The 25,155-nt window shown below is 73.5% G+C and carries 17 protein-coding genes; 13 read left to right on the forward strand and 4 right to left on the reverse strand.

Annotated features, from left to right (window positions below):
• Nucleotides 1–202: 202 nt before the first annotated feature.
• The 11 genes from ADL34_RS29675 (at nucleotide 203) to moeZ (ending at nucleotide 13,973) form a co-directional block, all read left to right on the forward strand.
• A complete protein-coding gene (locus ADL34_RS29675; RefSeq protein WP_420718772.1) occupies nucleotides 203–1,609 on the forward strand; it encodes a DUF3152 domain-containing protein in 1,407 nt (468 codons plus the stop codon).
• A gap of 56 nt (nucleotides 1,610–1,665) precedes the next feature.
• Nucleotides 1,666–1,758, forward strand: coding sequence for an Ms4533A family Cys-rich leader peptide (locus tag ADL34_RS37155; RefSeq protein ID WP_324610564.1), 93 nt, complete (start codon nucleotides 1,666–1,668; stop codon nucleotides 1,756–1,758).
• Nucleotides 1,759–1,953: 195 nt separating this feature from the next.
• Nucleotides 1,954–3,672: an ABC transporter substrate-binding protein gene (locus tag ADL34_RS29680; RefSeq protein WP_062668726.1), complete on the forward strand. Its 1,719-nt coding sequence runs from the start codon at nucleotides 1,954–1,956 to the stop codon at nucleotides 3,670–3,672.
• A 4-nt stretch (nucleotides 3,673–3,676) separates the two neighbouring features.
• Nucleotides 3,677–4,663 (forward strand): ABC transporter permease, encoded by a 987-nt coding sequence (locus tag ADL34_RS29685; RefSeq protein WP_062668727.1) that lies wholly within the window; start codon nucleotides 3,677–3,679, stop codon nucleotides 4,661–4,663.
• A complete protein-coding gene (locus tag ADL34_RS29690) occupies nucleotides 4,660–5,658 on the forward strand; it encodes an ABC transporter permease (RefSeq protein ID WP_062668728.1) in 999 nt (332 codons plus the stop codon). The genes ADL34_RS29685 and ADL34_RS29690 overlap by 4 nt, the downstream gene beginning before the upstream one ends.
• Entirely contained in the window at nucleotides 5,655–7,355 is a 1,701-nt protein-coding gene (locus ADL34_RS29695) for a dipeptide ABC transporter ATP-binding protein (RefSeq protein ID WP_062668729.1), read from the forward strand. Before ADL34_RS29690 ends, ADL34_RS29695 begins: the two co-directional genes overlap by 4 nt.
• A 221-nt stretch (nucleotides 7,356–7,576) precedes the next feature.
• Complete coding sequence (locus tag ADL34_RS29700; protein WP_062668730.1) at nucleotides 7,577–9,268, forward strand: DUF3492 domain-containing protein; 1,692 nt, start codon at nucleotides 7,577–7,579, stop codon at nucleotides 9,266–9,268.
• A 121-nt stretch (nucleotides 9,269–9,389) separates the two neighbouring features.
• Nucleotides 9,390–10,622: a hypothetical protein gene (locus ADL34_RS29705; protein ID WP_062668731.1), complete on the forward strand. Its 1,233-nt coding sequence runs from the start codon at nucleotides 9,390–9,392 to the stop codon at nucleotides 10,620–10,622.
• A 205-nt stretch (nucleotides 10,623–10,827) separates the two neighbouring features.
• The gene (locus ADL34_RS29710) at nucleotides 10,828–11,838 is read left to right on the forward strand and encodes an NAD-dependent epimerase/dehydratase (RefSeq protein ID WP_062668732.1); all 1,011 of its coding nucleotides are present in this window, start codon (nucleotides 10,828–10,830) and stop codon (nucleotides 11,836–11,838) included.
• On the forward strand, nucleotides 11,826–12,731 hold the full coding sequence (locus tag ADL34_RS29715) for a spherulation-specific family 4 protein (protein WP_062668733.1): 906 nt from the start codon (nucleotides 11,826–11,828) through the stop codon (nucleotides 12,729–12,731). The genes ADL34_RS29710 and ADL34_RS29715 overlap by 13 nt, the downstream gene beginning before the upstream one ends.
• A gap of 63 nt (nucleotides 12,732–12,794) precedes the next feature.
• A complete protein-coding gene (gene moeZ / locus ADL34_RS29720; RefSeq protein ID WP_062668734.1) occupies nucleotides 12,795–13,973 on the forward strand; it encodes an adenylyltransferase/sulfurtransferase MoeZ in 1,179 nt (392 codons plus the stop codon).
• A 275-nt stretch (nucleotides 13,974–14,248) separates the two neighbouring features.
• On the opposite strand, the gene ADL34_RS36245 is transcribed toward moeZ, so the two are convergent.
• The 4 genes from ADL34_RS36245 to ADL34_RS29735 all read right to left on the reverse strand — a co-directional run bounded on the left by ADL34_RS36245 (nucleotide 14,249) and on the right by ADL34_RS29735 (nucleotide 20,662).
• Nucleotides 14,249–14,419: a hypothetical protein gene (locus tag ADL34_RS36245; RefSeq protein WP_159038997.1), complete on the reverse strand. Its 171-nt coding sequence runs from the start codon at nucleotides 14,417–14,419 to the stop codon at nucleotides 14,249–14,251.
• Nucleotides 14,420–14,505: 86 nt separating this feature from the next.
• Nucleotides 14,506–16,053 carry an alpha/beta hydrolase gene (locus ADL34_RS29725; protein WP_062668735.1) on the reverse strand — a complete coding sequence of 516 codons (1,548 nt, stop codon included), beginning with the start codon at nucleotides 16,051–16,053 and terminating at the stop codon, nucleotides 14,506–14,508.
• A gap of 134 nt (nucleotides 16,054–16,187) precedes the next feature.
• The gene (locus ADL34_RS29730; RefSeq protein WP_062668736.1) at nucleotides 16,188–17,735 is read right to left on the reverse strand and encodes an alpha/beta hydrolase; all 1,548 of its coding nucleotides are present in this window, start codon (nucleotides 17,733–17,735) and stop codon (nucleotides 16,188–16,190) included.
• Nucleotides 17,736–17,875: 140 nt separating this feature from the next.
• On the reverse strand, nucleotides 17,876–20,662 hold the full coding sequence (locus tag ADL34_RS29735; protein WP_199835653.1) for a lysylphosphatidylglycerol synthase domain-containing protein: 2,787 nt from the start codon (nucleotides 20,660–20,662) through the stop codon (nucleotides 17,876–17,878).
• A 186-nt stretch (nucleotides 20,663–20,848) separates the two neighbouring features.
• Here ADL34_RS29735 and ADL34_RS29740 point away from each other — a divergent pair, with 186 nt between their 5' ends.
• Both ADL34_RS29740 and ADL34_RS29745 read left to right on the forward strand, forming a co-directional pair.
• Complete coding sequence (locus ADL34_RS29740) at nucleotides 20,849–21,256, forward strand: MGMT family protein (RefSeq protein ID WP_062668738.1); 408 nt, start codon at nucleotides 20,849–20,851, stop codon at nucleotides 21,254–21,256.
• Between the two features lie 311 nt (nucleotides 21,257–21,567).
• Nucleotides 21,568–25,017: an ATP-dependent helicase gene (locus ADL34_RS29745; RefSeq protein ID WP_079034202.1), complete on the forward strand. Its 3,450-nt coding sequence runs from the start codon at nucleotides 21,568–21,570 to the stop codon at nucleotides 25,015–25,017.
• Nucleotides 25,018–25,155 lie beyond the last annotated feature (138 nt).

The raw sequence follows: 25,155 nt of genomic DNA on the forward strand, positions 1-25,155 counted from the left end.
GCGAGGAGGACCCCCGGCGTACGGCGGGCAGCCCTATCCGGCGGCCCCCACGCCCCCACACGGCTCCCCACGCCTACCGGACGGCACCCCCGCGCGCGGTGTCCCGCGTCCGGCCCAGGGTGTGCCGAGGCCGCCCGACGGCACTCCCTCGCGCGGTGTGCCGCGTTTCGCCGACGGGACCCCGGCCCGTGGGGTCCCGCGCCTGCCCGACGGGACGCCCGCGCGTGGCGTCCCGCGTCTCCCTGACGGCACCCCGGCCCAAGGGACCCCGCGCCTGCCCGACGGCACCCCTGCGCGTGGCGTCCCGCGTCTCCCTGACGGCACCCCTGCACGGGGCGTCCCGCGTCTCCCTGACGGCACCCCTGCACGGGGCGTCCCGCGCCTCCCCGACGGCACCCCGGCCCGTGGTGTGCTCCGCTATGGCGACGGCACGCCCGCGCGTGGGGTGCCGATGTTCCCCGACGGCACACCCGCGCGCGGCGTCCCCCGGTTCGCGGACGGCACGCCCGCCCACGGGGTTCCCCGGGCTCGCGGCGGTCACCCCGAGCAGCGGGAACCCGGGGGCGGCTGGGGCGAGTTGAGAGGGCGTACCGCGGTCGCCCACGGCACGGCGGCGACCGGTGCCCCCGTGCCGCGGCCCCGCCAGGCGCCCGGCTCCGCGGGACCCCGGCAGGAGTTCGTCGACGCCTTCGACGCGGACACCGGCGTCCGCGCGCCTCACACCGCCGAGCGGGCGTACCCGCCGGCCGCCGACCGCGATACGTCAGGCGTCGCCGACGACGCGCCGCCGACCGGCGTGCCCGCCGCCGTCAAGGGCGGCAGGGGCCGGGCCTTCACCGGGGTCGCGGCCGCCGCCGTCGTCACCGTGCTGGCCGTCGTGGTCGCGGGCCAGGCCGCACAGGGCCAAGGCGGCACCGGCACCCAGACCGGGGCAGCCGAGGGCGGGACGCGGGACTCCCGTGACGCCGCCTCCCGCACCGACGACCGCCCGACGCCCTCGGCGACACCGCTGACGTACGACCAGAAGATGGGCCGGCGGTACGCGCTGGCCGCGGACGCGACCGGCTCCGGGAAGTTCGACGCGGTACCGGGGACCGACAAGGCCCCCGGCGGCGGACGGAAGTTCACCTACCGCGTGGACGTCGAGCGGGGCCTCGGGCTGGACGCCGAGCTGTTCGCCGAGGCCGTGCAGAAGACGCTGAACGACAAGCGGAGCTGGGCCCACGGCGGCGCCCGTACCTTCGAGCGCGTCCACGACGGCGACCCCGACTTCGTGATCACCCTCGCCAGCCCCGGTACCACGGCCGACTGGTGCGCCAAGTCCGGCCTCGACACCACCGAGGACAACGTCTCGTGCGACTCGGCGGCCACCGAGCGCGTGATGATCAACGCCTACCGGTGGGCGCAGGGGTCCGAGACCTACGGCGACCACATCCACGCCTACCGGCAGATGCTGATCAACCACGAGATCGGCCACCGGCTCGGTTTCGGCCATGTCACCTGCGACAAGGACGGCGAGCTCGCCCCGGTCATGCAGCAGCAGACCAAGTTCCTCGACCACGACGGGATCAGCTGCAAGGCCAACCCCTGGGCGTTCCCCGGGAGTTGACAGGTGACTCACAGCTCACATTGACATGCGCAGCCAGATCGTTCATATTTCTGCGCATGTCGTGCCGTCCCGCCACCTGCCGCGCCGCCATCGAGCTGGCGCTCATCGGCGTGACCGCTCTGTGCGTGGCCGACATCGACTGTCGCTGACGCCCGCCCTTCGGCGTACGCGTCGCGACCCCCTCTTTCCTCCGCGCTGCGGTCCCTGACCCGGCGCGGCCTCTCGACGACCCGGCGCCGGGGCAGACGTCCGTTCCAGCACGTCTCACTCCGTGTCGTTCCGTCTCATGCTTCGAGATCCGAAGCGGGACCGGCACGCGTTCATCAACCGAGAGGTCGTCTCCGATGCGTCAACCGTCCGTCATAGCGCGCCGCGTGGCAGCGGCATCCGTCAGCCTGGTCGTGGCAGCGGGCGCCGCCGCCTGCGGGCCTGAGGACAACGATGCCAAGGCAGCCGGCAACGACTCCGCGCCGCACAAGGGCGGCACGCTGACCGTTCTGAACTCCAACCCGCAGCAGGACTTCGACCCCGCGCGCCTCTACACCTCCGGCGGCGGCAACGTCCCCTCGCTCGTCTTCCGCACCCTCACCACCCGCAATCGCGAGAACGGCGAGGCCGGGGCTCAGGTCGTCCCCGACCTCGCCACCGACACCGGGCGCCCCAACAAGGACGCCACCGTCTGGACCTTCACCCTCAAGGAGGGCCTGAAGTACGAGGACGGCACCGAGATCACCTCGGCCGACGTCAAGTACGGCATCGAGCGCTCCTTCGCCCCTGAGCTCTCCGGCGGCGCCCCCTACCTGCGGGACTGGCTGGTCGGCGCCGCCGGCTACCAGGGGCCGTACAAGGACAAGAAGGGTCTGTCGGCGATCGAGACGCCGGACGAGCGGACCATCGTCTTCCATCTGAACAAGCCAGAGGGCGAGTTCCCGTATCTGGCCACCCAGACGCAGTTCACGCCCGTCCCCAAGGCCAAGGACACCGGCACCAAGTACGAGCAGCACCCGGTCTCCTCCGGGCCGTACAAGGTCGTCTCGAACGAGAACGACGGGGAGCGGCTCGTCCTGGAGCGCAACCCGCACTGGTCCGCCGCGACCGACGCCGAGCGCAAGGCGTACCCGGACAAGATCGACGTACGGTCCGGGCTCGACTCCTCCGTGATCAACCAGCGGCTCTCCGCGTCCCAGGGGGCGGACGCCGCAGCCGTCACCACGGACACCAACCTCGGCCCCGCCGAACTCGCCAAGGTCTCCGGCGACAAGGACCTGGCCGCGCGCGTCGGCACCGGCCACTTCGGCTACACGAACTACATCGCGTTCAACCCGAAGGTGAAGCCGTTCGACGACCCCAAGGTGCGCCAGGCGATCTCCTACGCGCTCGACCGCTCCTCCGTCGTCAACGCCGCCGGCGGCTCCGCGCTCGCCGAGCCCGCCACCACCTTCCTGCCCGACCAGAAGTCCTTCGGCCACACGCCGTACGACCACTACCCGGCCGGCAAGAGCGGTGACCCGGCGAAGGCCAAGGAGCTGCTGAAGGAGGCCGGGCACGGCGACGGGCTGACCGTCACCCTCACCCACTCCAACGCCAAGGACTTCGAGACCAGCCCCGAGATCGCCACCGCCATCCAGGACGCCCTGAAGAAGGCCGGCATCACCGTCCGCCTCCAGGGCCTGGAGGACAACGACTACTCCGACAAGATCCACGACGTGAAGACCGAGCCCGGGTTCTTCCTCGCCCACTGGGGTGCCGACTGGCCCTCCGGCGGTCCCTTCCTCGCCCCCATCTTCGACGGCCGGCAGATCGTGAAGGACGGCGCCAACTTCAACAACGGCCTGCTGGACGACGCCTCCGTCAACGCCGAGATCGACGCGATCAACAAGCTGACCGACCTCGACGCCGCCGCCGAGCGGTGGGGCGCCCTCGACAGCCGGATCGGGGAGAAGGCCCTCACCGTGCCGCTGTTCCACCCCGTCTACAAGCGGCTGTACGGCAAGGACGTCAAGAACGTCGTGATCAGCGACTGGACCGGCGTCCTCGACGTCTCCCAGGTCGCGGTGAAGTAGCGCCGTGAGCGAGGCAGTTCTCGCCGTCGAGACCCCCGGGGCGGACGCTCCGGGGGTCTCGGGGGCCCGTCAGTTCTGGCGGCGGCTGCGCACGCGGCGCGCCGCCCTCGTCGCGGCGTCCGCCGTCGCCCTGCTCGTCCTGGTCGCGCTCACCGCGCCCCTGCTCACCGCGCTCGAGGGCCAGGACCCCACCACCTACCACCCGTCCCTCGTGGACTCCGCGCGCGGCGGCGTCCCCGTCGGACCCCTCGGCGGCATCAGCGCCGACCACTGGCTCGGCGTCGAACCACAGACCGGACGCGACCTGTTCGCACGGCTCGTGTACGGCGCCCGCGTGTCCCTCGGCGTCGCCCTCGCGGCGACCGTCGTCCAGCTCGTCCTCGGGGTCGCCGTCGGCCTCGCCGCCGGGCTCGGGAACCGCTGGATCGACCAGCTCCTGACCCGTGTCGCCGACATCTTCGTCGCGATGCCCCTGATGATCGTCGCGCTCGCCCTGCTCGCCGTCGTGCCCACGAGCTTCCCGCGCCCCGTCCTGGTGGCGCTGGTCGTCGGGCTGGTCTCCGGCTGGGCCACCCTCGCCAAGCTGGTCCGCGCGCAGACGCTCACCCTCAAGGAGGCCGACCACGTGGCCGCCGCCCGTCTCAGCGGCTGGGGCACGGTCCGCATCGCCCGACGCGAACTGCTGCCCGGCCTCGCCGCGCCCGTCATCACGTTCGCGGCCATCCTCGTGCCGACGAACATCTCCGTCGAGGCGGCCCTGTCCTTCCTCGGCGTGGGTGTACGGCCGCCGACACCGTCCTGGGGACAGATGCTCACCTCCGCGAACGTCTGGTACCAGGCCGCCCCGCAGTACCTGCTGCTGCCCGCCGGCGCCCTGTTCGTCACCGTCCTCGCCCTCACCGTGCTCGGCGACGGCGTCCGCACCGCCCTCGACCCGCGCGCCGCCTCCCGGCTGCGCGTCGGCACGGGCCGGAAGGGCGGCCGGTCATGAACGGCTTCGGCGGATTCGCCGTGCGCCGGGCGGCCGGCGCCGTCGTCACCCTGCTCGCCCTCTCGGTGATCATCTACGTGGTCTTCTACGTCACTCCAGGCGACGTCGCCCAGATCACCTGCGGCCCGCGCTGCTCACCGGCCCAGGTGCAGCAGGTCTCCGCGCAACTGCACCTCGACGACCCGCTGTACGCGCGGTACTGGCACTTCCTCCAGGGGATCGTCGCCGGCCAGGACTACTCCACCGGCACCTCGGTCCAGCACTGCTCCGCGCCCTGCCTCGGGCTGTCGTACCAGAGCGACCAGCAGGTCCTGACGCTGATCCTGGCGAAGCTGCCGGTCACCGCCTCGCTCGCGCTCGGTTCGATGGTGCTGTGGCTGATCATCGGCGTCGGCACCGGCGTGCTGTCGGTGTGGCGGCGCGGCCGGCTCACCGAGCGGCTGCTGACCACCGTCACCCTCGCGGGCATGTCCACCCCGGTCTTCGTCATCGGGCTCGTCCTGATGATCGTCGTCTGCGGACAGCTCGAACTGCTGCCCTTCCCGCAGTACGTCCCCTTCACCGACGACCCCGAACAGTGGGCGTGGAACCTGCTGCTGCCCTGGCTGTCGCTGGCGCTCGTCGAGTCCGCCACGTACGCCCGGATCACCCGCGCCGCGATGCTGGAGACGCTCACCGAGGACCATGTGCGCACCTTCCGCGCCTACGGTGTCGGGGAGCGGGCCGTCATCGGGCGGCACGCCCTGCGCGGCGCGCTCGCCCCGCTCATCGCCGTGAACGCCAACAACATAGGCGTCCTGTTCGGCGGCGCCGTGCTCACCGAGACCCTGTTCGGACTGCCCGGCGTCGGCCGGGAGATGGTCGAGGCGGTCAAGGTCGTCGACCTGCCCGTGGTCGTCGGGATGGTCCTCGTGACCGGCTTCTTCGTGGTCCTCGCCAACGCCGTCGCGGACGTCCTGTACGCGCTGGCCGACCGACGGGTGGTGCTGACATGAGCGACACCGTGAAGGACACGGCCGGGAGCCTCGTCGAGGTGGACGGCCTGACCGTCGACTTCGGCGGCCTGCGGGCCGTCGACGGGCTCGGGTTCCGGCTGGAACGCGGCGCCGCCCTCGCCCTCGTCGGCGAATCCGGCTCCGGCAAGTCCACGGTCGCCTCCGCCCTGCTCGGCCTGCACCGCGGCACGGGGGCGGAGGTCGGCGGCACGATCGAGGTCGCGGGCCTCGACGTGGGGCGGGCGTCCGAGGACGCGCTGCGCCGGCTGCGGGGCGGGACGGCCGCCATGGTCTTCCAGGACCCGCTGTCCTCGCTCGACCCGTACTACGCCGTCGGCGACCAGATCGCCGAGGTGTACCGGGTGCACACGCGTGCCTCGCGGCGGGCCGCACGCGCGCGTGCCGTGGAGGTGCTCGACCGGGTGGGCATCCCGGACGCCGTACGGCGGTCCCGGTCGCGGCCGCACGAGTTCAGCGGCGGCATGCGCCAGCGCGCGCTCATCGCCATGGCGCTGGCCTGCGAGCCCGAGCTGCTGATCGCCGACGAGCCCACGACGGCCCTCGACGTCACCGTCCAGGCGCAGATCCTCGACCTGCTGCACACCCTCCGCGAGGAGACCGGGATGGGACTGCTGCTGGTCACCCACGACGTGGGCGTGGCCGCCGAGAGCGTCGACGAGGTGCTGGTCATGCGGCACGGGCGGCAGGTGGAGCACGGGTCCGTCACGGAGGTCCTGGGCGCGCCGAGGGAGCCGTACACCCGCGAACTGCTCGGCGCCGTCCCGCGCGTGGACGCGCCCCGGGCGGGCCGTGCCGAGCCGGGCGCGGAGACCGGCGCCGGGAGCGATGCCGGAAGCGGCGCCGGGTGCGATGCCGGGAGCGCCTCCGGGAGCGACGGGCCCGGGGAGCCGGTGCTGGAGGCCGTCGGGCTGCACCGGGTGTTCGGGCGTGGGAAGAAGGCGTTCGCGGCCGTGGACGGGGTGTCGATCACCGTCCGCCGGGGCGAGACCCTCGGCGTGGTGGGGGAGAGCGGCAGCGGCAAGACGACCCTCGGCCGCATGCTCGTCGGACTCCTGGAGCCGACGGCCGGAGAGGTCCGCCACGACGGGCACGCGCGCGTGGGCGTCGATCCGTCCGTGCAGATGGTGTTCCAGGACCCCGTCTCCTCCCTCAACCCCCGCCGCAGCGTGGGCGAGTCGATCGCCGACCCGCTGCGCGCGCGGGGCGAACGGGACGAGACACGGATCCGGGCCCGGGTGCGCGAACTCCTGGAGCGCGTCGGCCTGGAGGCGGCCCACCACGACCGCTATCCGCACGAGTTCAGCGGGGGCCAGCGCCAGCGCGTCGGCATCGCGCGGGCGCTCGCCGCGGACCCGCGCGTCATCGTCTGCGACGAGCCCGTCTCCGCGCTCGACGTCACCACGCAGGCCCAGGTGGTAGCGCTGCTCGCGGAGCTGCAGCGTGAACTCGGCCTCGCGCTGGTCTTCATCGCGCACGACCTCGCCGTCGTCCGCCAGGTCAGCGACAGGGTCGCCGTGATGCGGCGCGGGCGGATCGTCGAACAGGGGCCCGCCGACCAGGTGTACGACCACCCGCAGGACCCGTACACCGGGCAACTGCTGGCCGCCGTACCGGCGCTCGACCCGGCGGTCGCGGCGCGACGGCGGTCGGCGCGACGGGAGCCGGCCACGATCTGACCGGACCCGTCGGAACAGGGTGGAGAGCGTGACGATCCGTGTGCGTTTGAACTCCTAGCGCGACGGAACGCGACCCGCACGGGAAAGTTACGACCGTTCACCCCTTTTGGTGGCGCGATGGACAACCGTCCATCGCGCCACCGCCTTGTGCGCATACGTTCTTCCCGCTGTGAGCCGCCGCCGTACGGCGGCTCCCCTCAAGGGAGATCGGGGGTGTACTCGTGCGCATCGGACTGATTGCGGAGGGTGGCTATCCGTATGTGAGCGGTGACGCCAGGCTCTGGTGCGACCGGCTCGTACGCGGGCTCGGGCAGCACGAGTTCGACATCTACGCGCTCAGCCGCAGCGAGCGCCAGGAGGACGAGGGCTGGGTCCCGCTGCCCCCGCAGGTCAGCCGGGTGCGCACGGCGTCGCTGTGGACCGCCGAGGACGACGGGGTCGTGTACGGCCGCCGCGCCCGCCGGCGCTTCGAGGAGCACTACGGCGCGTTGGCCGCCGTCCTCTGCGTGGGCGGCGACCGAGGAGCCGACGGCGCCACGGAGCCCCCGTCGACCCTCCAGGCGGACCGTTTCGGCAACGCGCTGTACGGGCTCGCCGAACTCGCCCGCGACGAAGGCGGACTGGCCGGGGCGTTACGGTCCGAGACCGCCGTCCGCACCCTCGAACGCGCCTGCCGCGCGCGGGACGCGATGCGCACGGCGCGCGAGGCGCGCGTCCCCGACCTCCTGGCCGTCGCCGCCCACCTCGAACGTGCCCTGCGCCCCCTCTCGCTCGACTGGTACGAGGACGACGGGCTGGGCGCCGCCGACCTGAGCCACGCCACCTCCGGCGGCACCGCGGCCCTGACCGGCCTGCTCGCCCGGCACTTCTGCGACGTACCGCTGCTGCTCACCGAGTACGGCGTCCGGCTGCGCACCCAGTACCTCGCCGGCACCGGCGCCCCGCCCGCCGTACGCGCCCTCCTCGCCGGCTTCCACGGCGCCCTCGCCGCCGAGGCGTACGACCGGGCGGCCGTCATCACCCCCGGCAACGCCCACGCCCGCCGCTGGCAGGAGCGCTGCGGCGCCGACCGCTCCAGGCTCCGCACCGTCTACCCGGGCATGGACGCCTCCCGCTTCGCGGAGGTCGGCGAGGCGTCGTCGTGCGCGGACCCCGACACGCTGGTCTGGGTCGGCCGCGTCGAACCCGCCAAGGACCTGGTCTCCCTGCTGCACGCCTTCGCCGAGGTCCGAAAGGAGGAGCCGAAGACCCGCCTGCGGATCGTCGGCGCCCCGGCGGGGCCCGAGGGGGAGGCCTACCTCGGCCACTGCAGGGCGCTGGCCGCCCAGCTCTTCCCCGACGAGGCCGACGGCCCGCACACGGTCGGGGAGAACCCCGTCTCCTTCGAGGAGATCGGCGGGCCGCAGCTCCCGTCCCTCGCCGACGCCTACGCCTCCGGCGCGGTGACCGTCCTGTCCAGCGTCGTCGAGGGCTTCCCCGTCGGCCTGGTCGAGGCCATGCTCTGTGGCCGCGCCACGGTGTCCACCGACGTCGGCGCGGTGGTCGAGGTCATCGGCGGCACCGGTCTCGTCGTACCGCCGCGCAACCCGCGGGCGCTCGCGGAGGCGTGCGTGACGCTGCTGCGCGACCCCGAGCGCCGTGAACGCCTCGGCGCGGCGGCCCGCGCGCGAGCGCTCGAACTGTTCACGGTCGAGCAGAACGTCGCGGCATTTCACGGCATTTACCTCGACGTCGTCGCCGGAACGCCGGTCCGGCGCGTGGTCCTCGACGACGCCGGTGCCCCGCTGCCGTTCGGCGTCCCCGCCGAGGCGCATGTCCCCGGGCACTGGACCAGCAACCGCCCGCAAGGCGGGCCGGAGCCGACGGCACCCGCCCAGGCTCCCGGGCTTCCCACGCCGGAGGGGGCGCGATGAGGGGCGTACGCAGGGGTGTCACGCCGGCTTGCCCGGTCCCGGTGACGCTAGAGGGCGCGACGAGGGGCGTGCGGACCGGCCGTACGCCGGCTCGACCGGCGCCGGCGTGGGAGGAGACGCGATGACCGCCGCAGGAGGGACCGACCACCCCATGACCGCGCCCGGCGGCCCGGAGGTCTGGGACGAACGCGCCGAGGAGTGGCTCACGGCCGGCGCCGAGGGCCCCGAGGACCAGGCCGCCCTCGCCGACCCCCTCGACCGTCCCCGCCCGCCCCGCGCGGGCGCGGACCCCGTGAAGGCCCTGATGCACCGGCACCACGACCTGTGCGCCCGCGCGGTGGACCCCCTGGAGATCGCCGCCGGACTCGAGGCCCACGGCATCACCGACCGCACCGCCGCCCGCTTCCGGCACCGGGACGTGTTCTCGCTGGCCGAGGAGATGTACGCGCGCGTGCCCCGCGACGGGGACGCGCCCGACGACCCCGCCCCCGTCGCACCGCCGCGCGTACGCGCCGACTGGGTGCTGCTCACCCTCCTGCCCGGCGCGCTCGGCACGGCCACCCTGGCCGCCGTACGTCTCACCCACGGCCAGACCCGGCTGATCGCGGCCGCCGTGGGAGCGCTCGCCGTGCTCCTCGCCCTGCGCGCGGCCCTCTCCAGGGGCCCGCTGTCGACCGCGCACACCACCCGCCCGACGGCGACCTGGACGGGCTGGCTCCTCGGCTACGCCCTGCTCGGCGACGGCCTCCTGCGCGCGGCCCTCACCGGAGGACCCGACACCCTGCCCGGCGGCGGCGCCGAGGGCTCCTGGCCCCTGACCACCGCGCCCCTCCTGGCCCTCGCGCTCTCCTGCGCCCCCGCGGCCTGGTGCGCGCACCTCCTCGCCGTACGGGCCCGCCGCACGCTGTCCTCCAGCCGGGCACTGGCCGACTTCGCCACCTCGGTGCAGCCGCTGCTGCTGGCCGCGTTCGCCGCCTACGTCGGTGCCCTCGCGGCCCTCACCGCCGCGACCGCCGCGGCCCTGGACGAGCCCGCCGCCTACCCGGCGACCCTCACGCTGGGCGCCCTGCTCTTCCTCGCCCGGCTCCTCACCGTGCACGGCTTCACCCACGCCCCGGCGCTCGTCCTGACCGCCACCGCCGCGGCCGAGGCGACGGCCCTCGCCAGTGTCTTCGGGGCCCGCCTTCCGGGCTGCGCGTGGCTGGCGGCCCCCACCCGGGCGCTCGCCGACGCCTGGGGTCCCGCAGCCGTCCCGGTCCTCGCCTGCGGCGCAGCCGCCCTGGCCCTGCTGCTCCACGCGAGCCGCACCCTGACCCGGGCGTCGGCCCACGCGGCGGGGGAGGACCGGTGGTGAGCGCCGGCGGACGGCGACCCGGCGTTTCGGCGGCGCAGGGCTCGCGGCCGTGCCTCCGCCCCCGCCGCCCCGCCACGCCCCGCCTGTCCTGCTTCTCCCACCACCTCTGGCCCCCGGCCCGAACCGCCGGAGGCACCCCGACGAAGGAGAGACCTCCCATGACCACCTCCCGACCCGACCTCCCCTCGGCCCCGGGAGCCGCGCGATGAGAGTCCTGCTGATCGGAGCCAACGGCTATCTCGGCCGCTTCGTCGCCGACCGTCTCCTCGCCGACCCCGCCGTCCAGCTCACCGCGCTGGGCCGCGGCGACGACGCGGACGTCCGGTTCGACCTCGCGTCCGGCAGCCCCGGTGCCCTCACCCGCTTCCTCGACGCGGTCCACCCCGGCGTCGTCGTCAACTGCGCCGGCGCCACCCGCGGCGGCGCCCGCGAGCTCACCCGGCACAACACCGTCGCCGTCGCCACCGTCTGCGAGGCCCTGCGGCGCAGCGGCTGCGGCGCCCGGCTCGTGCAGATCGGCTGCGGTGCCGAATACGGCCCGAGCCAGCCCGGCTCCTCCACGGCCGAGGACGCCGTGCCCCGCCCCGGAGGCCCGTACGGCGTCAGCAAGCTCGCCGCCACCGAGCTCGTCCTCGGGTCGGGTCTCGACGCCGTCGTGCTGCGGGTGTTCTCGCCCGCGGGGCCCGGCACCCCGGCCGGCTCCCCGCTCGGCCGTCTCGCCGAGGCCATGCGCCGGGCCATGCAGTCCGGCGACGGCGAGTTGAAGCTCACCGGGCTCGGGGCGCAGCGGGACTTCGTCGACGTGCGGGACGTCGCCCGCGCCGTCCACGCCGCCTCCCTCTCGGCGGCGCAGGGCGTCATCAACATCGGCTCCGGGCGCGCCGTCCGGCTGCGCGACGCCGCCGCCGTCCTCGCCCGGGTGGCCGGGTACGGCGGCGCCCTGCACGAACTCGACGGCCCGCCAGGGCCGCTGCGCGCCACGATCGGCCACCCCCGGGGCGACTCGGACCACGCGGCGCACGGCCCGCACGGCACCCACGCCGGTCACGCGGGTCACGTGGGCCACAACGCCGCGCCCGTGGCCTACCCGGACGGCTGCGGCAGCTGGCAGCAGGCCGACGTGCGCACCGCCCGCGACCGGCTGGGGTGGCGCCCCCGCATCAGCCTCGAGGAGTCCCTGGGCGACATCTGGATGGAGGCGGCATGCCGTATCTGACCGGTACCCCCACGACGACCGCGAGCACGGACCTGCGCCCGGGGCTCGGCATCCCCGGCCTGGCCCACCCCCTGCTCGCGCCCGCCGAGTGGGCGGAGCTGACCCGCCCCGGCGCCCCCGTGCACTGGGCCGTCCTCAACGTCGCCGACGGCCCCGGCACCCAGCCCGACCCCCACTGCCTGGAGGCGGCCGGCCGGCTCCGCAACGCGGGCGTCCGCGTCCTCGGCCACCTGGACGCCTCCCGTCTGGACACGAGCCGCCTGGACACCGCCCGGTTCGACACGGCCCGGTTCGACACGACCCGCTTCGACACCGCCCGTGCCGGCGCGGCGCGTTCGCGTGCGACGGGCCCACGGGCGACGGGCTCAGGCGGGCCGGGCCGGGGCCCCTCCCGAGGGGGCGGCGGCCGGAGCCTGGGCGACCTGATGTCCGAGGCCCAGCGGTACGTCGACTGGTACCGGGTCGACGGCTTCTACCTCGACCGCTGCCCGATCGAACGCGCCGACCTGCCCGAGACCCGCCGCGCGGTCGGCACGCTGCGCGCGCTGCGTGACAAGGCCCACATCGTCCTCGGCCACGGCACCCACCCCCACCCCGGATACGCCGAGTGCGGCGACCAGCTCGTCACGTTCTCCGGGCCCTGGTCCGAGTACCGCTGGTCGCAGGTGGCGGAGTGGACGGCCGACTATCCGCCGGGCCGCTTCTGCCACTTGGTCCACGGAGTGCCGCGCGGACACCTGGACGAGGCGATGCGCATCGCGCGCTGGCAGGGTGCCGCGACCGTCTGGTTCACCGACCGCACCGACCGCGGCGGGCGCACCGACCCCTGGGAGGCCATGCCCGGCTACTGGGACGACATCGTCTCGCGGATCGGAACAGGTGTCTCGGAATGAAAAAGGCCGTGGCACTGTTACGAGGAGAACAAATGTAGTGATCGACCGACCAACGGAGTCTCCGTGTCGCTGCCACCCCTGGTCGAGCCCGCTTCAGAGCTCACCGTAGACGAGGTTCGCAGGTACTCCCGCCACCTGATCATCCCCGACGTCGGGATGGACGGGCAGAAGCGGCTGAAGAACGCCAAGGTGCTCTGTGTGGGCGCCGGCGGCCTGGGCTCGCCGGCGCTGATGTACATGGCCGCGGCGGGCGTCGGCACGCTCGGCATCGTGGAGTTCGACGAGGTCGACGAGTCGAACCTCCAGCGCCAGATCATCCACAGCCAGGCCGACATCGGCCGCTCCAAGGCCGAGTCCGCCCGTGACTCCGTCAAGGGCATCAACCCGTACGTGAACGTGGTCCTTCACGAGGAGCGGCTCGAGGCCGACAACGTGATGGACATCTTCAGCCAGTACGACCTGATCGTCGACGGCACGGACAACTTCGCGACCCGCTACCTGGTCAACGACGCCTGCGTGCTGCTGAACAAGCCGTACGTGTGGGGCTCGATCTACCGCTTCGACGGCCAGGCCTCCGTGTTCTGGTCCGAGCACGGCCCGTGCTACCGCTGCCTCTACCCGGAGCCCCCGCCGCCGGGCATGGTCCCCTCCTGCGCCGAGGGCGGCGTCCTGGGCGTGCTCTGCGCGTCCATCGGCTCCATCCAGGTCAACGAGGCCATCAAGCTCCTCGCGGGCATCGGCGACCCGCTGGTCGGCCGCCTCATGATCTACGACGCCCTGGAGATGCAGTACCGCCAGGTCAAGGTCCGCAAGGACCCGAACTGCGCGGTCTGCGGCGAGAACCCGACCGTCACCGAGCTCATCGACTACGAGGCCTTCTGCGGCGTCGTGTCCGAGGAGGCCCAGGAGGCGGCGGCCGGCTCGACGATCACTCCCAAGCAGCTCAAGGAGTGGATCGACGACGGCGAGAACATCGACATCATCGATGTCCGCGAGGTCAACGAGTACGAGATCGTCTCGATCCCCGGCGCCCGCCTGATCCCGAAGAACGAGTTCCTCATGGGCACCGCCCTGGAGACCCTCCCGCAGGACAAGAAGATCGTCCTGCACTGCAAGACGGGTGTCCGCAGTGCGGAGGTCCTGGCGGTCCTGAAGTCCGCGGGCTTCTCGGACGCGGTCCACGTCGGCGGCGGCGTCATCGGCTGGGTCAACCAGATCGAACCGAACAAGCCGGTCTACTGACCGAGGCTCCCGCCGACCAGCGGGACCGAGGAAGCCCACGGCTCTGAACTACTCAGATGCCGTGGGCTTCTGTCGTTGTCGGTCGGCGCCGGTTGGCCTCGCACGGCCCAGAGACGGCCGAGTTCGCCGAGCTGGGCTGAGCCGCCTCCGTTGTCAGTGCGTGCGGGTACGGTGCGCTCGCCATCAAGGGCAACCCGAAGGGAACGGCGTATGCGGCCAGTTGGCCGGGCGCGGATGTGATCGGCGATCAGAGGGTGATGATCGACGCCTTCACGTCACTGGCCCAGCCGCCTCTGTCGTGCGTACCGGCGGACCACCACAGTGATCGCCGCCAGCAGCGCCACCGCCCAGATGCCGGTCTCCACGCCGCCCATGCTGCTGCCGAGTGCCAGCAGCAGTGCGAACACTGCGACGATCAGCACCAGGCTCACGATCAGGTCACGCATCGTCCTACCCCCCCACGTCTGCGGGCTTCTGCCCGGCGTTCATGATCGCAGCGGGTTGCCGTCGCGTACAGATCTTGGGCGAGTCGTCAGGAGCAGACCTTGCCGTCCTTCGGGACGGTGCCCTTGAGCAGGTACGCGTTGACCGTGGAGTCCACGCAGTCGCTGCCCTTGCCGTACGCGGAGTGGCCCTCGCCCTTCCAGGTGAGCATCACGCCGACCCCCTTGCCGAGTTCGTCGGCCATGCGGCGCGTCCCCTCGTAGGGGGTCGCCGGGTCGCCGGTGTTGCCGACGAGGAGGATCGGGGCCGAGCCCGCGGCGCTCACCTCCGGGGTGTCGTACTGACCGGACACCGGCCAGTCGTGGCACCAGCCGGCCGTGTCCCAGCCCAGCATCGGGCCGAACACGGGCGAGACCTTCTCGAAGCGCGGCAGCAGCTCCTTCGCGTCCTCGGCCGTCGGGCGCTGCTTGTCGTCCAGGCACGATATGACCCGCTGCGAGTGGCTGCCCGTGCCGTACCTCCCCGACGCCTCACGGTCGTTGTACTCGTCGGCGAGGGCCAGGAGTTCGGTGCCGTCGCCCTGTTGGGCCGCCTGGAGCGCGCTGGTCAGGGTCGGCCAACCGGCCTTGCTGTACAGCGGCCTGATGATGCCGGTGAGCGCGAGCGACTCGGTGAGTTTGCGGCTCGACGACGTCGGCAGCGGATCCGCGTCGATCCGCTTCAGCAGGTCGACCACCTCACGGGTGCCCGCCTCCGCGCTCTTGCCGGTGGACTTCAGGTAGTTGTTGAGCGCGCGCTGGAAGCCCAGCGCCTGGTTCTCGGCGTGGCCCGCCGCGTCGGCGCTCGGGTCGACCACCGCGTCGAGGACGATCCGCCCGACGTTCTTCGGGAAGAGGTGGGCGTAGACGCCGCCCAGTTCGGTGCCGTACGAGATGCCGAAGTAGTGGGTCTTGCGGTCGCCGAGCACCTGGCGCATCAGGTCCATGTCCCGCGCGGTGTCCGTGGTCGACACGTGCGCAATGAGGGAGCCCCCGGCCTTCTGGCAGCCCTTGCCGAAGTCCCCGGCGTCACGGAAGTACGCCGTCTCCTCCGCCGGGGTGTCCGGCGTCAGATCGACGGCCTCGGACGCCTGGATCTCCTGGTCTCGGCGACAGCGCACGCCCTCGCTGGCCCCCACTCCGCGCGGGTCCCAGCTCACCAGGTCGTAGTGCTCGCGCAGCGCGGACGCGCCCGCCGAGTACCAGGGCAGGGTGGCGATGCCCGAGCCGCCGGGGCCGCCGAAGTTGAACAACAGGGAGCCGATGCGGTCGTCCCCGGTGGCCTTGGCGCGGATCAGCGCGAGATCGATCGTCCTGCCCTCGGGCTTCTTCCAGTCCAGCGGTGCCTTGAGCGTCGCGCACTGCCACTCGCCGCCCGGTGCGGGCGAGCCCGCAGTGGCCTTGCAGCGCCCCCAGTCCAGGTCCTGCGAGGTCAGAGAGGAGGGCAGCGCCGGCTCGGAACTCTTGGCCGGCGCCGAGGCGCTGCTGCCGCCCGTGTCCCCGTCGGACTTCGGGTCGTCCGACGAGCCCCCGCTGCACCCGGTCGCGAGCAGCGCGGCGGCAGCCGTCAGAGCCGTCCACCGTACGAACCGTGCCATGCCGTGTCCCCCCTCGCGGGCCCTCCGCACCGTGCAGCGGAGGGCGGTCCGGCCATACTAGGCGGATCACGGAAAGCCCGTCGGACCCTGTGGATAACTGTCTGACCTGCGAATATGCAAGGGATTGGCGAGTTTCACCCGCAGACCGTCCCGGCCGGGGGCACCTTCCCGTCCAGCAGATAGCCGTTCACCGCGCCCCGTACGCACTTGTTGTCGCTCTCGTACGCCCCGTGCCCCTGTCCCTTGTAGGTCATCTCGACGCCCACCCCGTCGCCCAGCGCCCGCGCCATCTTCCGGGCTCCCCCGTAGGGGGTGGCGGGGTCGCCGGTGTTGCCCACGACGAGGATCGGTGCCGAACCGGGCGCGCTGACGTCGGGGTGATCCGCGGCGCCGGGCACGGCCCAGTCGGTGCAGCTGAGCATCGACCAGGCGAGGGCGTCGCCGAAGAGATCCGAGGCCTTCTGGAACAGCGGCAGCCGATCCTCCACGAACGCCGGGGTGTAACGGGGCTTGTCGTCGGCGCAGTTGATCGAGACGTTCGCGGCGGTGCTGTTGTTGTACTCGCCGTTCTCGCTGCGCCCGTTCAGCGAGTCGGAGAGCAGCATCAGGGTGCTGCCGTCCCCGTCGTACGCCTGCTCAAGACCCTCCGTCAGGTAGGGCCAGAAGTCCTTGGAGTACAGCGCCTGCACGATGCCGTTGGTGGCGTCCGTCTGCGTGAGCTCGCGCGGGAAGATGCCCTTGATCGGCTTGCCGTCGAGGTCCTTCAGCAGTGTGGCGATGCGGTTCTCGACGTCCTCGGGGGTGTCGCCGATCGGGCAGTCCTCGGCCTGGGAGGTGCAGTCCTCGGCGAAGTTGTCGAGGGCGAGCTGGAAGCCCCGGGCCTGGGCGAGCGATTCCTGCTCGGGGGTCTGGGTCGGATCGACCACCGCGTCGAACACCGCCCGTCCGACCTTCTCGGGGAACAGGTGGGCGTAGACGCCGCCGAGTTCCGTGCCGTACGAGATGCCGAAGTAGTGGAGCTTGTCGTCGCCCAGGACCTGGCGCATCAGGTCCATGTCGCGGGCCGCCTCGGTGGTGCCGACGTGCGGGAGCATCTCGCCGGAGTTCTTCTCGCACGCGTTGTTGAAGTCCCTTGTGCTGTCGACGAGCTCGGTGCGCTCGGCCGCGTCGTCCGGTGTCGCGTCCTGCTGGAAGTAGGCGTCGAGCTGCTGGTCGTCCTCGCACCACACGGGCGCGCTGCGGCCGACCCCGCGCGGGTCGAAGCTCACCAGGTCGTAGCGGGTGCGCAGGGTCTCGTAGGACTCGCCGAAGGCCGGAAGCGTGGTGACGCCGGAGCCGCCCGGCCCGCCGAAGTTGAAGATCAGGGAGCCGATGCGGCGGTTCTCGGGGCCGGTGGTCCTCACCCGGATCAGCTCGAGCTCGATGGTGTCGCCCTTGGGGTCGTCCCAGTCGCGCGGCGCCTTCATCCTGGCGCACTGCCAGGTGCCGTCGTCCGGCAGCGGCGAAGGGCTGCCCCCGCCTCCCTGCGCCTGCGACGGCGCCGGGCAGTCCCGCCACGTCAGTTCCTGCGCCGTCAGATCGCGGTCACCGGAGTCGTCGTCCCCGCAGGCCGCCAGCGCGGAGGCCAGCAGCAGGGCGGCGGCGGTCAGGGTGGCGGCGCGCAGCCGGGGCGGGTTCGGCATGATCCCATCCTGCGGTCGTGCGGGGCGCGGCGCCCGGGACACGGGCCGTACGAGGTACGGCGGCGCCACGCTCGTCCGGTGCCCCTCGACCGTACGGCGCCCGGCATGGAGTACGTCCCCACGGCCCGCCGGCCGGCGTCCTACAGCGCGCCCTTGCGGGTCAGATGGTTGAAGGCCAGCCAGCCGGGGAGCACCGGCAGCCACAGGGTCAGCAGACGGAACAGCAGCACCGCGGGCGCGGCGACCTCGCTGGGCAGGCCGACGGCGATCAGGCCGACGGTCAGGGTGGCCTCCACGGCGCCCACACCGCCCGGGGTCGGGGCGGCGGAGCCGAGCGCGTTGCCCGCGAGGAAGACGACGGCCACGCTGGCGATGCTCAGCGAGGTGCCCTCGCTGCCGAACGCCCTGATGGAGGCGTCCAGGCACATCACGAAGCAGGCGGTCAGCAGCAGCATGCCGCCGATGCCGGTGACCAGCTTCTGCGGCCGCTGGAGCACGTCGAGCATGCGCGGCACGACGCCCGCGAACAGCGACCTCACGCGCGTGACGACGAACTTCCGCAGGAACGGCACCGACGTCACGACGAGCACCAGCACCGCCACCGTCAGGAGACCGGCGATCACCGTGCGGGACGGCGACAGCGAGGGCGTCTTCTCGGTTCCGGTGAGATAGCCGAAGGACAGCAGCATCAGGATGTGGCAGCCGAGCCCGAACAGCTGGGACGCGCCGACACTCGCCACGGCGAGCCCCGGCCGCACTCCGGCGCGCTGCAGGAAGCGGGTGTTCAGCGCGACGCCGCCGACCGCGGCCGGTGCGACGATCTTCACGAACGACCCGGCGACCTGCGCCCCCACCGTCCGCCGGAAGGGCACCCGCTCCGGCACGAACCCCAGCAGGGCCATCGCCGCCGCGAAGTAGCTCAGGGCGGAGAACAGCACGGCCGCGGCCACCCAGCCCCACTGGGCGTTCGCGACGAGCGGGCCGAACTCGATGTGCGTGAGCTGCGTGAGCAGGAAGTACGCGCCGATGGCGCCCGCGATGAAGCTGATCAGGGTGCGCGGGCGCACCCGCTCCAGCCGGGCCGGCTCGACCGGTGCCTGCGGCCTGATGCGCAGCACCTCGTGCCGGATCAGCGTGAGCAGGTCCTCCTCGCGGGCGTCCTCCAGAGCCTCGTCCAGCGCCCGCTTCTCGGCGCGCGCCTGCGCCCGTACGGTCTTCTTGTCCAGCTTCTCGGAGTCGACGCCGGTATCGGCGGCGGCCTCCTCGCTGCGGGCCTGCTTGGACAGCCGGGACGCCTCCAGGACCGCGTCACGCTCACGCTGGGCGCGTTCCCGGGCGAGCCGGCGCAGCGTCGCGCGCGTGGAGCGGCTCAGCGCGATCGGCTGGAGCATGGGCAGGCAGTCGGCCACGGCATCGGGGCCGAGGACGCCGACCGCCGAGGCCACGGCACGCTCGGCGCCGACGCGCAGCCCCAGGGTGACCAGCAGCTGGGAGATGTCCATGCGCAGCAGCAGGCTGTTCGCCGCGATCTCGCCGATCCGCAGGTCGGTGATGATCACCTTGCCGGAACGATCCACCAGGATGGCGTCACCGACGAGCCTGCGGTGTGCGATACGGCGGGACTGCAGCGCCTTGACCTGCAGCCAGGTGTCGCGCAGCAGATCGTCGGTGATCTCGTCGTCCGCGAGCGAGTCGAGGGTGCGGCCGCCGGTGTGCTCGTAGACCAGCATCACGGCGTCCGGGCCGAGCTCGGAGGTGGCGATCAGCTTGGGCGCGTTGGCCCCGGCCGCGATGGCCGCGTAGGCGAGCAGGGCCTCCTGCTCCAGGGCCTGCCGCAGCGACTGGAGGCTGCTGCGGGTGGCGAAGCCGCGCAGCGTGAGGTTGCGCCACGCGCGGTAGAAGAAGCCCTGCGCCTGCTGCTCCCGGTCGACGACCGTGACGTCCAGCGGAGGGCCGTCCTCCAGGGTGACGAAGTAGCGCCGGCCGCGGTCGGTGGCGGTCTCCTGGGTGTCGGCGACCTCCTCGCGGGCCGCGCTCACCGGGCGGAACCCGACGTGCCGCAGGCCCGCCATCAGCGTCCGGCCGGTCGGGCGGACGTTGGGGGAACCGACCGCGTAGAGCGTGCCGTAGGCGACGGCCCAGCCGATCAGCAGCGTCAGCAGGATCGAGAACGGCGTGGTGTAGCCGGTGACCAGCATCGAGAAGGCGTACAGGACCAGGACCGCCCACAGGACCGCGCGCCAGCGGGGTCTGCGGGACATGCCCACGGCCGTCATGTACGCGATGACCGGCGCGAGGTAGCCGTGCACCGGGTCGGTGAGCGAGCCGACGTCACCGGGGGAGGGCTGGGTGAGCGCGTCCCGGATGGACTCCGGGGCCGCCCGCGCGACCCACAGGTCTGTGGCGAGTGTCACCCCGTGCGCGAGGACGGCCGCCAGGACGCCGTCGGCGATGCGCAGCCCGTCCCGCTTGATCAGCCGTTCGATCGCGAAGGCCACCGGGACCAGCAGGATGGCGATGCTGGAGACCAGACCCGCGAGCTTGCTGAACACGTCGGGCGCCTGCCCGGTGCCCTTGTTGATGTCCTGTTCGAGGCCCGAGGTGGTGCCGTGCGCGAACGCGGCGATCGCGAGCAGCAGCACGATGCCCAGCACGCCCGCCAGGACCCGGACGAGGTCGGAGGGGCGGTGCACGCGCGCGGGCAGCAGCGGTTCGTCGCCCTCCACCTCGTCGGCGTGCGCCTCCTCGATGTCCGGGGCAGTGCCCTCGCCGGCCGCGCGGTCCGCGTCGGAACCCCCGCCGGCCTGCTGTTCCTCGTCGGCGGCGGTCCCTTCCGGGTCCTTGTCGCCGGCGCGCGCGGTGTCAGGGCGCGACGAAGCGCCGGACGTGCTCTCCGCGTCCTCCGGGTGCACGCCCTGCTGCTTCATCGTCTCTTCTTGATCTCGTATCACCAGTCACCGCCCGCACGATGGTGGCATGCCCCACCGACACACAGGGGCATCAGGGTGCAAACGCGGGGGCGCACAGTCTGCCCGAAGCGTCGCCCCGGAGCGAGGGCTACGCACGGTGGCGGGCGCGTCGCGTTGTCGGTGGCGTGGTGCAGGATGGGGCGGATGAGCGAGGAGAGCCTTCCGGACGCCGCCCGTCCGCAGCACACGGACGCGCTGCCGGAGCACACGGACGCGCTGCCGGAGTACGCCGAGCGGGTCCTGGAGGTCGCCGAGCTGATCCCGCCGGGGCGCGTCATGACGTACGGCGACGTGGCGGAGTGGCTGGAGGAGGGCGGGCCTCGTCAGGTGGGCCGGGTGATGGCCCTCTACGGGGGTGCCGTCCCGTGGTGGCGGGTGGTCCGCTCGGACGGCGTCCTGCTGCCCGGTCACGAACTGCGGGCACTGGAGCACTACCGCGCCGAGGGCACGCCTCTGAAGGAGGCGAGCAGGGCAGCCGGGGGCCACCTGCCGCGCCTCGACATGAGACGCGCGCGCTGGGACGGCGGTGGACGCGCACAGGGTCACACCTGACAGCTTCCGCCATCGGCGGGCCCGCCGTGTGACGCGTGACGCGTTCCGGGGCAGGAGGGCACGTCCGAGGCATGACGTACGTTCGTGAGGCGAGGGGCACAGGTGCCAGGAGTGACCCGAGGGATGAAGCGGAAGCCCTGCTTCCGTGCTGTCCCCCGGCGTAGCGTCGGCTGCGCGTGTCCCCCTCACCCCGCGGTCACCGCCCTCCCCGCGCGGAAGGCGGCCGCCCGAGGCCCCGACCACCGCCTGACGGCGACGGCGCAGCGCGCCGGCGACGACCCCTTGCACACCCACCAGGACCGGCGAACCACGTGAGCTCCTCTTCCTCCACCAGGCGCCTGTCGCACACCCCGGTGCGACAGGGGGCCCGTGGCGCTTACCGGTTGGTGCGTACCCCTCCGGCCCAGGCGGCTCCCCCTCGTCTTGACGCCGCCCAGCGCTCGGTGGTTGACCACACCGGCGGCCCGATGCTCGTTCTCGCCGGCCCGGGCACCGGCAAGACCACCACGCTCGTCGAGTCGGTGGCGGCCCGCATCGCGCGCGGGGGCGACCCCGAGCGCATCCTCGTGCTGACGTTCAGCCGCAAGGCCGCCGTCGAACTGCGCGACCGCATGGCCCTGCGCATCGGCGCCGCCCGCGCGCCCCAGGCCACCACCTTCCACTCGTTCTGCTACGCCCTGGTCCGCGCCCACCAGGACCACGACCTGTTCGTCGAGCCCCTGCGACTGCTCTCCGGCCCGGAGCAGGACGTGACCGTCCGCGAGCTGCTCGCCGGCCAGCCCGGACTGGAACGGCTCGGGCTCGCCCATGTGCGCTGGCCGGACGAGCTGCGCGCCTGCCTGACCACCCGAGGCTTCGCCGACGAGGTCCGCGCGGTTCTCGCCCGCAGCCGCGAGCTGGGCCTCGGCCCCGGCGCCCTCGACGACTTCGCGCGCCGCATCGGCCGCCCCGACTGGCGGGCCGCCGCCTCCTTCCTCGCCGAGTATTTGGACGTCCTCGACCTCCAGGGCGTCCTCGACTACGCCGAGCTGGTCCACCGCGCGGTCCTGCTCGCCCGGCGGCCCGACGCCGCCGAGGCGCTCGCCGCGCGGTACGACGCCGTGTACGTCGACGAGTACCAGGACACCGACCCGGCCCAGGTACGGCTGCTGCGCGCCCTCGCAGGCGGCGGCCGCACCCTCGTGGCGTTCGGCGACCCCGACCAGTCGATCTACACGTTCCGTGGCGCCGACGTGAACGGCATCCTGGAGTTCCCGCACACCTTCCCGCGCGCGGACGGCCGCCCCGCCCCCGTCGAGGTCCTGCGCACCTCCCGCCGCTCGGGCGCCGCGCTCCTCGCCGCGACCCGGCTGGTGACCCGGCGCATGCCGCTCACCCGGCTCCCGGCCGACAAAGTCCGCGCCCACCGCGAACTCACCGCGGTCCGCGAGGGCGGCCGGGTGGAGGTCCACACGTACCCGACGGCCGGCACCGAACTGGACAACATCGCGGACATCCTGCGCCGGGCGCATCTGGAGGACGGCGTCCCCTGGAGCGACATGGCCGTCCTGGTGCGCGCCGGCTCCCGCACCATCCCGACCGTCCGCCGCGCCCTCACGGCCGCCGGGGTGCCCCTGGACATCGACGGCGACGACCTGCCCCTGCGCCACGAGCCCTCCGTCGCGCCCCTGCTGACGGCCCTGCGCGCGGTGGCCACGGCGGTGGCGGGGCAGGGACGCGCGGATGAGCGGCAAGGACGCGCGGAGGAGGGGCTAGGACGCGCGGAGGAGCGGCAGGAACTCGCGGAGCAGGGGCAGGGACTCGCGGAGGAGGGGCCGGGCGAGTCCGGGTCTTCCGTGCCCGCTTCTTCCGGTGACGAGGGGACCGAGCCCGCCCCCTGCTGGCTCGACACCGAGACCGCCCTGACGCTGCTCGCCTCCCCGCTGGCCGGCATGGACGCCGCCGACCTGCGCCGCCTCGGACGGGCCCTGCGGGACGAGGAGCGGGCCGCGGGCAACCCGCTGCCGCCGCCCTCCGACGAACTGCTCGCCCTGGCGCTGGCCGAGCCCGAGCGGCTCGCCGTGCACGACCCCACGTACGCGCGGGGCGCCCAGCGCCTCGGCGCCCTGCTGCGCACGGCACGCGAGCGCCTCGCGGGCGGCGGTACGGCCGAGGAGGCGCTGTGGGACCTGTGGGAGGGCACCCCGTGGCCCACCCGCCTGGAACGCGCCGCCCGCCGCGGCGGCGCCGCCGGGCGCAACGCCGACCGCGACCTGGACGCCGTGTGCGCCCTCTTCGCGACGGCGGCGCGCGCGGAGGAGCGCACCGGCGGCCGGGGCGCCCTGAACTTCCTGGAGGAGATCGACGCCGAGGACATCGCCGCCGACACCCTCACCCGGCGTGCCGTACGCCCGGACGCGGTGCGCCTGATGACCGCGCACCGCTCCAAGGGGCTGGAGTGGCGCCTGGTCGTCGTCGCCGGGGTCCAGGAGGGACTGTGGCCCGATCTGCGCCGCCGCGGCTCGCTCCTGGAGGCCGACCGCATCGGCCGCGACGGGCTCGCCGAACCGCTCACCCCCGGCGCGCTGCTCGCCGAGGAGCGCAGGCTGTTCTACGTGGCCGCCACACGCGCGCGTGAGCGGCTCGTCGTCACGGCCGTGAAGGCACCCGCCGACGACGGCGACCAGCCGTCCCGGTTCCTCACCGAACTCGGCGTGGAACCCGTCGACGTGACCGGCCGCCCCCGCCGCCCGCTGTCCGTGGCCGCCCTCGTCGCCGAACTGCGGGCCACGACGGTCGACCCGCGCGCGTCGGACGCGCTGCGCCGGGCCGCGGCGCTCCGGCTGGCCCGGCTGGCCGCGCTCGCCGACGACGACGGCCGTCCCCTGGTGCCCGCCGCCCACCCCTACCGCTGGTGGGGCATGTTCGAACCCACCGAGTCGAAGGTGCCGCTGCGCGACCGCGACCAGCCCGTGGTGCTGTCCGGCAGCGCCCTGGACCAGCTGGCCAACACCTGCTCCCTGCAGTGGTTCCTGGGCCGCGAGGTGAAGGCCGACGCGCCCGCCACCGTCGCCCAGGGCTTCGGCAACGTGGTGCACGTCCTCGCCGACGAGGTCGCCTCCGGGCACACACCGGCCGATCTCGCGGTCCTCATGGAACGGCTCGACTCCGTCTGGAACGCCCTCGCCTTCGACGCCCCGTGGAAGTCGGAGCAGGAGAAGGCCAACGCGCGCGTGGCGCTCGAACGCTTCCTCCGGTGGCATGTGATGGACCGCGCGGGCCGCACGCCGGTGGCCAGCGAACACGACTTCGACGTGACGCTGGAGGCGGGCGACTTCGAGGTGCGCATCCGCGGCCAGATGGACCGCGTCGAGGCCGACGCCGACGGACGCGCCTACGTCGTGGACTTCAAGACCGGCAAGCAGGCGCCCAGCGCGGCCGAGGTGGCCCGCCACCCGCAGCTCGCCGTCTACCAGCTGGCCGTGCGCGAGGGCGCCGTCGACGACGCCTTCGACGGCGTACGGGCCGAGCCGGGCGGCGCCGAACTCGTCCAGCTGCGTCAGGGCGCCGCCCAGCGGGACGGCGGCGACACGCTGCCCAAGGTGCAGGCGCAGCAGCCGCTGGACGGCCCGGAGGGGGAGTGGGTCGGCGATCTGCTGGCCACGGCGGCCGGCAAGGTCCTCGACGAGCGGTTCGCGCCCACGGCGGGCCAGCACTGCACGCACTGCGCGTTCCGCGCGTCGTGCAGCGCGCGCCCGGAGGGGCGGCACGTGGTCGAGTGACCGCCCTGCCCCGCCCCGTCCCCTCCCGCCCCACGCTGCCGAACCCGGCCCCCGCGACCGGCGTGACGGATCGCACCACCCGCTCCGACCTGCGCTTCTTCCGCCCCGGGGGGCGATCCGGCACACGCTGTCAGTGGC

This window comes from Streptomyces sp. NRRL WC-3605, assembly GCF_001509795.1.
Lineage (GTDB): Bacteria > Actinomycetota > Actinomycetes > Streptomycetales > Streptomycetaceae > Streptomyces > Streptomyces viridochromogenes.

Coding starts and splice junctions, on each gene's coding strand:
- ADL34_RS29680 (WP_062668726.1), top strand. CDS start 1,954: ATGCGTCAACCGTCCGTCATAGCGCGCCGCGTGGCAGCGGCATCCGTC.
- ADL34_RS29730 (WP_062668736.1), bottom strand. CDS start 17,735: ATGCCGAACCCGCCCCGGCTGCGCGCCGCCACCCTGACCGCCGCCGCC.
- ADL34_RS37155 (WP_324610564.1), top strand. CDS start 1,666: ATGTCGTGCCGTCCCGCCACCTGCCGCGCCGCCATCGAGCTGGCGCTC.
- ADL34_RS29705 (WP_062668731.1), top strand. CDS start 9,390: ATGACCGCCGCAGGAGGGACCGACCACCCCATGACCGCGCCCGGCGGC.
- ADL34_RS29690 (WP_062668728.1), top strand. CDS start 4,660: ATGAACGGCTTCGGCGGATTCGCCGTGCGCCGGGCGGCCGGCGCCGTC.
- ADL34_RS29715 (WP_062668733.1), top strand. CDS start 11,826: ATGCCGTATCTGACCGGTACCCCCACGACGACCGCGAGCACGGACCTG.
- ADL34_RS29725 (WP_062668735.1), bottom strand. CDS start 16,053: ATGGCACGGTTCGTACGGTGGACGGCTCTGACGGCTGCCGCCGCGCTG.
- ADL34_RS29735 (WP_199835653.1), bottom strand. CDS start 20,662: ATGAAGCAGCAGGGCGTGCACCCGGAGGACGCGGAGAGCACGTCCGGC.
- ADL34_RS29710 (WP_062668732.1), top strand. CDS start 10,828: ATGAGAGTCCTGCTGATCGGAGCCAACGGCTATCTCGGCCGCTTCGTC.
- ADL34_RS29695 (WP_062668729.1), top strand. CDS start 5,655: ATGAGCGACACCGTGAAGGACACGGCCGGGAGCCTCGTCGAGGTGGAC.
- ADL34_RS36245 (WP_159038997.1), bottom strand. CDS start 14,419: ATGCGTGACCTGATCGTGAGCCTGGTGCTGATCGTCGCAGTGTTCGCA.
- ADL34_RS29740 (WP_062668738.1), top strand. CDS start 20,849: ATGAGCGAGGAGAGCCTTCCGGACGCCGCCCGTCCGCAGCACACGGAC.